At 71.3% G+C, this 8,811-nt stretch carries 9 protein-coding genes and 1 tRNA gene; 6 read left to right on the top strand and 4 right to left on the bottom strand.

Translation table 11 applies throughout. The features are described 5' to 3' along the window. The 3 genes from ACFXGX_RS42395 to hemC form a co-directional block, all read left to right on the top strand. The coding region (locus tag ACFXGX_RS42395) for a copper resistance D family protein (protein ID WP_384803573.1) at positions 1 to 623 on the top strand (623 nt) is incomplete at its 5' end. 73 nt (positions 624 to 696) lie between these two features. Beyond that, positions 697 to 1,338 (top strand): DUF1775 domain-containing protein, encoded by a 642-nt coding sequence (locus ACFXGX_RS42390; RefSeq protein WP_384803570.1) that lies wholly within the window; start codon positions 697 to 699, stop codon positions 1,336 to 1,338. Positions 1,339 to 1,468: 130 nt separating this feature from the next. After that, the gene (gene hemC / locus ACFXGX_RS42385) at positions 1,469 to 2,401 is read left to right on the top strand and encodes a hydroxymethylbilane synthase (protein ID WP_384803567.1); all 933 of its coding nucleotides are present in this window, start codon (positions 1,469 to 1,471) and stop codon (positions 2,399 to 2,401) included. A gap of 86 nt (positions 2,402 to 2,487) precedes the next feature. On the opposite strand, the gene ACFXGX_RS42380 is transcribed toward hemC, so the two are convergent. After that, entirely contained in the window at positions 2,488 to 4,152 is a 1,665-nt protein-coding gene (locus ACFXGX_RS42380; protein ID WP_384803564.1) for a beta-1,3-glucanase family protein, read from the bottom strand. A gap of 147 nt (positions 4,153 to 4,299) precedes the next feature. After that, positions 4,300 to 5,541: an MFS transporter gene (locus ACFXGX_RS42375; RefSeq protein WP_384803561.1), complete on the bottom strand. Its 1,242-nt coding sequence runs from the start codon at positions 5,539 to 5,541 to the stop codon at positions 4,300 to 4,302. A gap of 134 nt (positions 5,542 to 5,675) precedes the next feature. Here ACFXGX_RS42375 and ACFXGX_RS42370 point away from each other — a divergent pair, with 134 nt between their 5' ends. The 3 genes from ACFXGX_RS42370 to ACFXGX_RS42360 all read left to right on the top strand — a co-directional run bounded on the left by ACFXGX_RS42370 (position 5,676) and on the right by ACFXGX_RS42360 (position 6,671). Continuing rightward, complete coding sequence (locus ACFXGX_RS42370) at positions 5,676 to 6,194, top strand: ArsR/SmtB family transcription factor (RefSeq protein WP_384803558.1); 519 nt, start codon at positions 5,676 to 5,678, stop codon at positions 6,192 to 6,194. A gap of 149 nt (positions 6,195 to 6,343) precedes the next feature. After that, positions 6,344 to 6,417, top strand: a tRNA-Ala gene (locus tag ACFXGX_RS42365). Positions 6,418 to 6,509: 92 nt separating this feature from the next. Further along, positions 6,510 to 6,671, top strand: a complete 162-nt coding sequence (locus ACFXGX_RS42360; RefSeq protein ID WP_384803555.1) for a hypothetical protein — start codon at positions 6,510 to 6,512, stop codon at positions 6,669 to 6,671. Positions 6,672 to 6,761: 90 nt separating this feature from the next. Here ACFXGX_RS42360 and ACFXGX_RS42355 read toward each other — a convergent pair whose 3' ends face one another. Beyond that, positions 6,762 to 7,073, bottom strand: coding sequence for a hypothetical protein (locus ACFXGX_RS42355; protein WP_384803552.1), 312 nt, complete (start codon positions 7,071 to 7,073; stop codon positions 6,762 to 6,764). A 605-nt stretch (positions 7,074 to 7,678) separates the two neighbouring features. Next, positions 7,679 to 8,602, bottom strand: a complete 924-nt coding sequence (locus tag ACFXGX_RS42350; protein ID WP_384803549.1) for a hypothetical protein — start codon at positions 8,600 to 8,602, stop codon at positions 7,679 to 7,681. Between the last annotated feature and the right edge of the window lie 209 nt (positions 8,603 to 8,811).

Here is an 8,811-nt window from a genome sequence, read left to right as displayed (position 1 = left end):
GGCCCGCGCCCCCCCCCCGCACGGACCGGGCGAGCTGGGGGGGTCTGGTGGGGGGGGGGAGCCTTCGCCCCCCCCGGGGCCCCCCCGCCCACGGCCGGTACGCGCCGCTCGCGGTGGCCACCGATCTCACCCATCTGGCCGCCATGACGCTCTGGCTGGGCGGGCTCGCGCTGGTCGCGGCTGTCCTGTCGCGCCCCGCTCACGTCGGCGAACTGGCCGCCGTGCTGCCCCGGTTCTCGCGCCTGGCGTTCACCGCCGTCGTCGCCCTCGTGGTCACGGGGACCTGCCAGGCCTGGCGAGAGGTGGGCTCCGCCGGACATCTCCTCGACACCCCGTTCGGGCGGCTGCTCCTGCTGAAGTCGGCCGGAGTCGCCGGGATCGTCGCGCTCGGCGGCCTGGCCCGCCGCTGGGTCCACCGCCACGCCACCCGCCCGGCACCCGGGTCCCTGCCGACGGGCGGTGCGGCGGGCATGACGCCCACCCTCACGGCGCCGGCGCCGCCCGCGCCGCCGGATGCCGCTCTCGTACGAGCCCTCAGGCGCGGCCTGCTGGCCGAACTGCTCGTCGCGGCCCTCGTGCTGGGCGTCACCGCGGCCCTCGTCACGGCCGCTCCGCCCGCGTGACACGGATCGCCATCCGGCGACCCGACCCGTCGGCCGCGGCACCGAAACCGTTCTGCCCCGAGAGGAACCGACCATGCACCTCCTTCCCCCGGCCCGGACGGCCGCGGCCCTGATCACCGCGGCGCTGCTCCTGGTGACGGCGGCCCCCGCCTGGGCCCACGTGCACGTGCACGCCGACGGAGCGGTGGCCCCGGGTGCGACCGACGTCCGCATGACGTTCCACGTGCCGAACGAGAAGCCGTCCGCGCGGACCGTCGCCGTACGGATCGAGGCACCGGAAGGTGTACGAGGAGTGCGCGCCGAGCAGGTGACGGGGTGGACCACCGAGCCGGCCGCGGCGGGCGAGGCGGGCAGGACAGCCGGCTGGTCCGGCGGGGAGATCGAGGGAGAGGACGGAGTCGACTTCGTCGTGCACATCGACCGCCTGCCCACCGGAATGTCTGAACTGGCCTTCGTGGCGCGGCAGGAGTACGACGACGGTGAAGTCGTCACCTGGGACCAGGAGACAGTGGCGGGGCAGCCCGAACCGGAGCACCCCGCACCCGTGTTGAGCCTGACGGGGGCACCGGCCGCCGATGGCGGGGCGCATGCCGCGACGAGCCCGGACACCTCCTGGACGGCGGCCGTCGTCTGCGGGGTGCTGCTCCTCCTGGCGGCCGCGGGGCTCCCGGTGGCGCGCTCCGCGGCCAGACGTCGCGGCGCCGTGACGCGTTGAGGGCGGCCGCCGCTGTGTGCGGACCCGTTCTCGGCACTCCGTCCGAACCTCGAACACCCGTCCCGAGCCGCTGAGTTGGGCCTTCGGGTTCGGAGCGGGAGGACCGCTCCGACGCACTATCGTGTACGACATGTCCGCCCCTGAGCTGATCCGTATCGTCTCCCGCGACTCGCCCATGGCCCTGGCCCAGGTGGAGCGCGTCCGCACCGAACTCGGCGTACTCCATCCCGGTGTCCGGACCGAGGTGGTCCCGGTCAAGACGACCGGCGACAAGTGGATGGGAGATCTCTCCCTGGTCGAGGGCAAGGGGGCGTTCACCAAGGAGGTCGACGCCGCGCTCCTCGCCGGAGAGGCGGACGTCGCGGTGCACTGTGTGAAGGACGTGCCCGCGGACAGGCCGTTGCCCGTCGGCACGACTTTCGCGGCGTTCCTGAAGCGTGACGACATCCGTGACGCCCTCGTCCATCCTGGCGGCCTGCCGCTCGACGAACTCCCCGCGGGCACCCGGATCGGCACGTCCTCGGTGCGCAGGGTCGCTCAACTCGCCGCCTCCCACCCGCATCTGCAATGTGTGCCGTTTCGCGGCAACGCCAACCGCCGTCTGGAGAAGCTCGCCGCGGGCGAGGCCGACGCGCTGCTGCTGGCCGTCTCCGGACTGGAGCGCATCGGCCGGCCGGACGTGATCACCGAGGTCCTGTCGGCCGAGACGATGTGTCCGCCGATCGGGGCCGGTGTGCTGGCTCTTCAGTGCCGTGAGGCGGATACGGCGACGATCGACGTCGTCAGCGGTCTGAACGATGCCGACACGTATCGGGAGGCCACGGCTGAGCGGATGTTCCTGCACGTCCTCCAGGGCCACTGCAACAGCCCGATCGCCGGATACGCGAAGGCGTCCCGGGGTGATCTGTCGCTGCGGGCCTGCGTGTTCAGCCCCGACGGGAAGACCGTCCTGAACGCCCACGAATGGGCCGGGCGGCTCAGCCCGTCGGACCTCGGCGCCTCCGTCGCGCTGGCTCTGCTGCGGCAGGGCGCCCGCGAGCTGATCGACGGCATCGCCCACTGACGCCGGGCGGCGGTGCGGCCGCCCTTGTGTTGCGGCCGCACCCCTGAGACCCGCTGTTCCTCGGCCCGCTGTCGCGGAGCCGGGGGTCAGCTCGTGAACGTGAACCAGTTGATGTTGGTGAAGTCCGAACTGCTGCCCGCGAAGACCAGGTAGACGTCGTGGACTCCGGTGGCGGAGGCGAGCATGTTCGCGGGAACGGTCTGCCAGGTCTGCCAGCCGCCGCTGTTGGCGAAGCTGATCTCGGCGATCTTCGTGCCGGTGGTGCTGTCGAGCCGTACCTGGACGGCACCGCTGACACCGGCGGCCGCGCCTGACGCCAGCCGGGCCTTGAACTGGGCCGGGGAGGCCGAACCGAAGTCGACGGAGGAGAACTTCAGCCAGTCGCCGTTCGCGATGTAGCCGACGTCGCTGCCGCCGCCGGTGTCGGAGCAGCTCTCGGTGGTGGTCCCGCTCTGCGCCGAGCAGGACTCGGCCTGGATGGTGCCGTAGGCGCTGACCGTGCCCGAGCCACCCCCCGATCCTCCACCGGTGCCTCCGGCACCCAGGGTGATGCTCCACGAGGTGGGCGCCCCGTCCTGGATGTGCCCGTCGACGGGGGCCGAGCCGGTCGGGCCGACGTCGTCGTACGGGAAGGCGTAGCCGATACTGGCGTACTTGTGGACCAGCCGGGCGTAGTGGTTGGTGACCGAGTCCGTGTAGTACTGCGAGGGTGTCACGCCGTCGGGGTTGTTGTTCCCGCCCGGGACCAGCAGCGTACTGCGGTTGATCGCGGCGGCGAGCCGGGCGGCGATCGCCCCGCGGGCGTCTCCCCCGGAGTTGTAGAGGGGACCGGACGCGCAGCCGAAGATGTCTACGGCGCTCGGCTTGGTGAACGGCACGCCGTTCGTGTTGAGACCCGAGAAGACGATGGCGTTGCCGGAGACGGTGCCGGTGTAGGAACCGATACCGCCCTGGCCGTTGATGGTCAATGGGGTGGAGGTGTAGTGGCTCCAGACCCGGTTCAGGTAGTCGTTCCAGTAGCCGCCGAAGTCCACCGGCGAGTGCGCGGGGGCCATGACGCGGAGCACCCCGCCGGAGGAGTCGGTGACCACCAGCCTGTCCCAGGGCGCTCCGTCGGAGGCGTGCTGTGTCTGCAGGCCGGAGGCGATGGAGGCGAGGGCGCCGGAGGGCAGCGGACTGACCGACTGGTTGCCTCCGCTGCCGGTGCTGGCCATGGAGATCGGCAGCGCGACCATGTCCACGTAGGAGATGTTCGCGTACAGGTTGGCGCTGTTGAAGGTGAACTCGCAGAACGTCCAGTTGGTCGACCAGTTGGGGTCGGCACTGGTCAGGGCGGGCTGCACCACGCCGGGCACGGTGCCCGGGTTGACGAAGAACTGGAGCTTCTTGCCGACCGAGAAATAGATGCGGCCGCTGATGACGTAATTGGCCAGGTTGACGGTGGTGGCGGCCGAGCCGGAGGCGCCCAGCGCGATGGAGTAGTCGGCGATGGGGGTCACCGGGGACGACGGGTTGGGCAGCCGGTTCAGGGCGCCGTTCGCCGAGACGAAGACCGGCCAGCCGCTGCTGTCGGTGCCGGATATGTACGCGTAGACGGTGTCGTGGCCGGAGGTGTTCGCCAGTTTCACGGGGAGTGAGACTCCTGCCGCCGAGGCGGTGGACGTCAACGGCGAGACCGGCGAGAACGGGCTGAGCGCGGCCGTACCGGTGACGGCGGCGGCTCCGGCCAGGAAGGAACGTCGGGAAACCACGGGGGGCCCTCCCGGAGGGGGTGACGGTCCGTCAAAGAGATGACGGTGGGGGGAAGTTGTTTCATGTGGGGTTCTGTGCGGGGGTGACGTTATTGGACTGGACCAATACAGTCAAGGTTGCGGAACTGTTACTTCCAAGTAACGGCGTCAGCCTTTCTGGGTCTCAGGTGCGGGCCTGGTGTCGACCGGCGCCGTCGTGCGCGTGTTGCGGCCCGTCAGGGCGAGCATGGATGCCGCGGCCAGGCCGGACATGCCCGCGGCGAGGAGCTGCACCCGGTAGTCGAGGCCGGCCACCATGCCCGTGCCCAGGAGCAGCGCGAGTCCGGTGGGCGCGTACATCAAGGTGTTGGCCGTCGCCGCCACCCTGCCGAGCAGCTCGGACGGGGTGTGCTTCTGGACGGCTGTCAGCGCCGCGATGAGCGGGCAGGGCAAGCCCAGACCGATCATCAGGCTGCCGCCGATCACGACCGGCGTCCAGGGAGTCACCCGCGCCAGTGCGCCGAGCGCGAAGAGGACGAGTCCGGCCGTCGAGAAGGTGCGCACGGGCATCCGGCGCATCAGCGCACCGGCCGCCAGCCCGCTGACCACCGATCCCAGCCCCTGGACCGAGGTGAGCACCCCCGCGAAGGCCGGGGACCGGTGGAGTCCGGCGTCGAGCATCGCGTACGTGGCCGTGCTGCTGACGCCGGCCAGCATCATCGTCGTCCCGCTGGTGACGACCAGCGGACGCAGTACCGGATGCCGCCGCAGGTAGTGGGCGCCTTCGGCGGTCCCGGCGGTCCACGCCCGTCCGACGCGGGCCTCGGGCACGGCTTCCCGTACCCGGATCAGCCTGAACGCGACCGCGGCCAGGACGAAGGTGACCGCGTCGAGCAGTGCCACGGTCGGACCGCCGAACGCGGTGAACAGGCTCGCGCCGGCCAGCGGGGCGAGCAGCTTCATGCTCTCGATGGCGGTGAGTACCAGACCGTTGAAGTCACCGCGCAGCTCGGTCGGCACAGCCGCTGCCACGAGGGCGGTCTCGGCCGCGTCCGTGAGCACCATGCCCACTCCGACCAGGGTCAGCGCGGCGAACAGCAGCCAGACGTGAACCTCGGAGCGCACGAGGAGCGGCGCGGTCATGACGCCCGCCAGGACCAGATTGGTGGCGACCAGCAGCGGCCGGCGCCGTACCCGGTCCGCCAGGGTGCCGATCACGGGTCCCGCGAAGGTCGGCGCCCAGACGCAGAAGCTGACCAGGGCGGCGAGGCTGCTGGAGCCGGTGAGCGTCTTGACCCAGATTCCGGCGGCCAGTGACATGGCCGAGCTCCCGAAGCCGGAGACGATCACTCCGCCCAGATAGAGACCCGCGTTGCGGTCCCGGAAGACCTTCAGCGTGTTCCAGCTCATCCCCTCGCCCTTCCGTGTGACCGACGCAGGGCCGGCACAGTGCGGCGCGCTTGCGGGAGCGGGCACAACCTACCCCCAATCATTTGATTGGGGGTAGTCGGCTCAGGGTGCCGGTGTGCGCTTTACTGGCTCGCGTGACCGAAACCGATCCCGTGCTGCGCGCGCTCGCCCATCCGTTGCGGCTGCGGATGCTCAGCCTCATGTGGCCGGGGCCGATGTCGGCCGCCGAGCTCGCCCGCGAGCTGGACGTCTCCCACGCGCTGGCCAGCCAGCATCTGCGGCGCCTGGACGCGGTGGGGCTGGTCGTGCTGGCCGAGGAACGCACCCGCCGCGGCGGCAGGGAGCGCCGCTACCGCACCGTCCAGGGCACACCGCTGTCCGACCAGCACGAGGGCACCCCGATGCTGGCCGAAACCATGGCGCACACGCTCCGGGAACGTGCCAGGCGGCGTGCCGAGGGCAGTGAGGGCGTGACCGTGGACGCCGAACTGTGGGTGGATCCCGAGATCTGGGAGAACGTCCGGCAACGGCTCGCGGAACTCGCCACCGCACTCCACGAAGCGGCCCGGCCACCGCACACGCCGGGCACCGTCCCGCTGGGCGTGAGTGTGATGGCCTTCCCGTTGCGGGACGGGACCCAGCCGGACGGATGAACCGTTCTCGCGGCGGGGTTACCTGTGCCGTCCGGGGTCATGTGGTGATCCGGGGCCACTGCCCGGTGCCGGCCGGAGCCGGTCTCGGCCCGCGATGCGGAAATGCCGAGCCGCGGAGTGCGGGTGGTCCGTATGATCGCCTGCGGGACGGGGCTTGTAGCGCAGCGGTAGTCGCGCCTTCACCGCATGTGGGAGGACGCCGGTTCGAATCCGGCCGGCCCCGTCCCGCCTTCACCGGGTGAACCGGGGGTCTCGGTGCCCGTTCGGATGGCCACGGTTATCCTTCCCCTCCGTTCGACGTTCCCCGGAGGGCCCGTGCACATCACCGTTTTCCTGCTGCGCGATGCGCTGGGCTTCGGGGGCGCTCTGGTGAGCATCTGGGAACTGACCCGCCAGGCTTCGGGGCCGGGCTGGAGGAAGCCGCGGGTCGTGGCCGCGGTGGCGGCTCTGATACTTGCCGGGCTGCTTGCCGCGTAGAGGCGCCAGGCCGAGCGTCCCTCCCGCGCCCCGTTCGACCGGGACGCGGTGAGGAGCCGCGGCCGCCTGCGGACAGCGCTCACCGACCGGTCAGCAGCCGCTGTCCTTGGGGGTGAAGTCCACGCGCTTGTGCTGGTCCGTGGCGACGGCCGCGTCATAGGCCGTCCTCGTGACCCGGTACCAGACGTCGTCCCGGCTCTTGTCGCCGCCGACGTCGTCCAGGCTGACGCACCACCGTTCCGGCCGGACGACACGCGTGTACGTCTCGGTTCCGCTGCGGACCTTTTTGCAGGTCTTCGGGTGCTCGGTGGAGTACCAGGTGCGGGTACGCCGCTTGGTGCCCGAGCCGGTGCTTGTCGTGTGTCTGACCCGCCGCGTGGTCGTCGTGCACTTCTTCGTCATGTGTGGTCGTGTGGCCCGGGTGGTCCTGGCCGCGCGGTGACGGACCTCGTCCCGGAGGCCGAACACGCTCGTATCGGCCGTGGTGGCGGTGTCCGGCTGAGGTTGCCCGGCAGCGCCCCCGGTGTCCTGTCCCACGTCGGCCGAGTAGTCCGAACCTTCGCCGTGGGAGTCATCCCCGCCGCCGCACGCAGCAAGCCCGGTTATCAGAACCGCCGTTACCGCGGCCATTGCAAGTCGCTTGAACATGTCTTCCTTCGTGATCTACGGGCCGCAGCGTAACGGATCACCGGCCGAAATCGAACGCCGGTGAGCACCCCGGCGGCCGGGAGCCCGTGCGGACGGCTCCGCCGCCGACGCGGCACACGCCCTGCCGCTCCTCGCCCAACTGCTCACCCACCGGCCCGAATCGTCCGTCCCAGGCCCACCAGTCGGCACAGCCGGGTGGCCCGCTGCAAGGAAGGGCTCCCTCGGTGTCCCTCGGTGAGGTTCGGGTTGGCCATGTCTCCATGATGGCGGTCACCACTGACAGACGGGCGGCGAGATCACCGAGCCTTCTCGAACGCGGGCCGGAACCGGGTCTCACGGGTCTCGTCGCCCGTGCCGGATCAGTCGCCCCCGCCCATGTCCCCGCCTCCGGAGCCGTCGTGGTGGGCGTCCGGCTGTGTGGCCAGGTCGAGGTCCAGGTCCTCGGCGAAGCCGTCGTCCGGGAACGGCTTGCGGGCGGTGACGTCGGCCGTGACCCGGGGCCGCGCGGCGGTCTTGTCTCCCGGGGGGCGTCGATCGAAAGGTGCCGACGTGCTGACGTACACCCGGTAGCCCGTGTGCGAACTCCGGTCGGCCAGTGCCCCGTTGACGGCGGCCCGGCAGCGACGGGTGAATCGCGGCCAGGGACGGGACAACTCCTGGGGCCAGATTGCCGCCGGCGCGGCCAGCGCGGCCCACACCACTATCCAGGCCGTGGTCCAGTAGCCCGGATCCCGGTCGGGCAGCCCGGGGACGGCACAGCGCATGAGCATGGCATGCATGGACATGCCGAACGCGGTGACGAACGCGGCGGTCAGCGCGGGGACGCGGTAGAAGCCGAACCGTTCGCCCAGGGGCGCACGACGGGCCTCGAGAGCCGTCCGGAACCCCTGGAACGGAGGGTCGTTGCGCAGTTCGTGCACCGTGGCCCCCTTGTGGCGGCGCAGGAGCATCACGAGCGCGGCGAGGACCGGGTCCTTCTGGCTGCCGAGCCTTTCGAGCGGCGCGGTGATCCGACCGTCGTCGTCGATCTCGGCGTCCCCGGCCAGGATCAGCAGGCTCACGGCCATCTCCGCCGCGTAGCGCTCCTGCTGTGGTGACGCGCCCTCCCACGCGGCGCCGAGCCACCATGCCGCCTGTATCGGGTCGACGTCCGTCGTCCGTATGCCCCGCAGGAACTTCCGCTCCTCCCGTGTGCGCAGCCACCACACCAAGTACAGCGTGGCGTTGACCGCGCCGAATCCCAGCAGCCAGTAGGCGGCGATCCAGGTCGTCTCGCCGCTCATGACACTGCCTCCGCCGTCCCGCTCGTCGGAAACAACACCGGACGATCCCCCCTCGCAGTCCACTGCTCCGCCTCGAACGGCCGTCAACAGCCTGCCATGAAAAGCCACTTGAGGGAGGATTTCGCCCAGTAACGGGACCGCCCGGCGCCGCGGGGCGCGGCCCCCCCCCCGCGCGGGCGGGCGCGCGGGGGGGGCGGGGGCTGTCCGCG

It is taken from the genome of Streptomyces sp. NPDC059371 (assembly GCF_042751995.1).
Lineage (GTDB): Bacteria > Actinomycetota > Actinomycetes > Streptomycetales > Streptomycetaceae > Streptomyces.
This window is presented reverse-complemented; position numbering and strand designations above follow the sequence as displayed.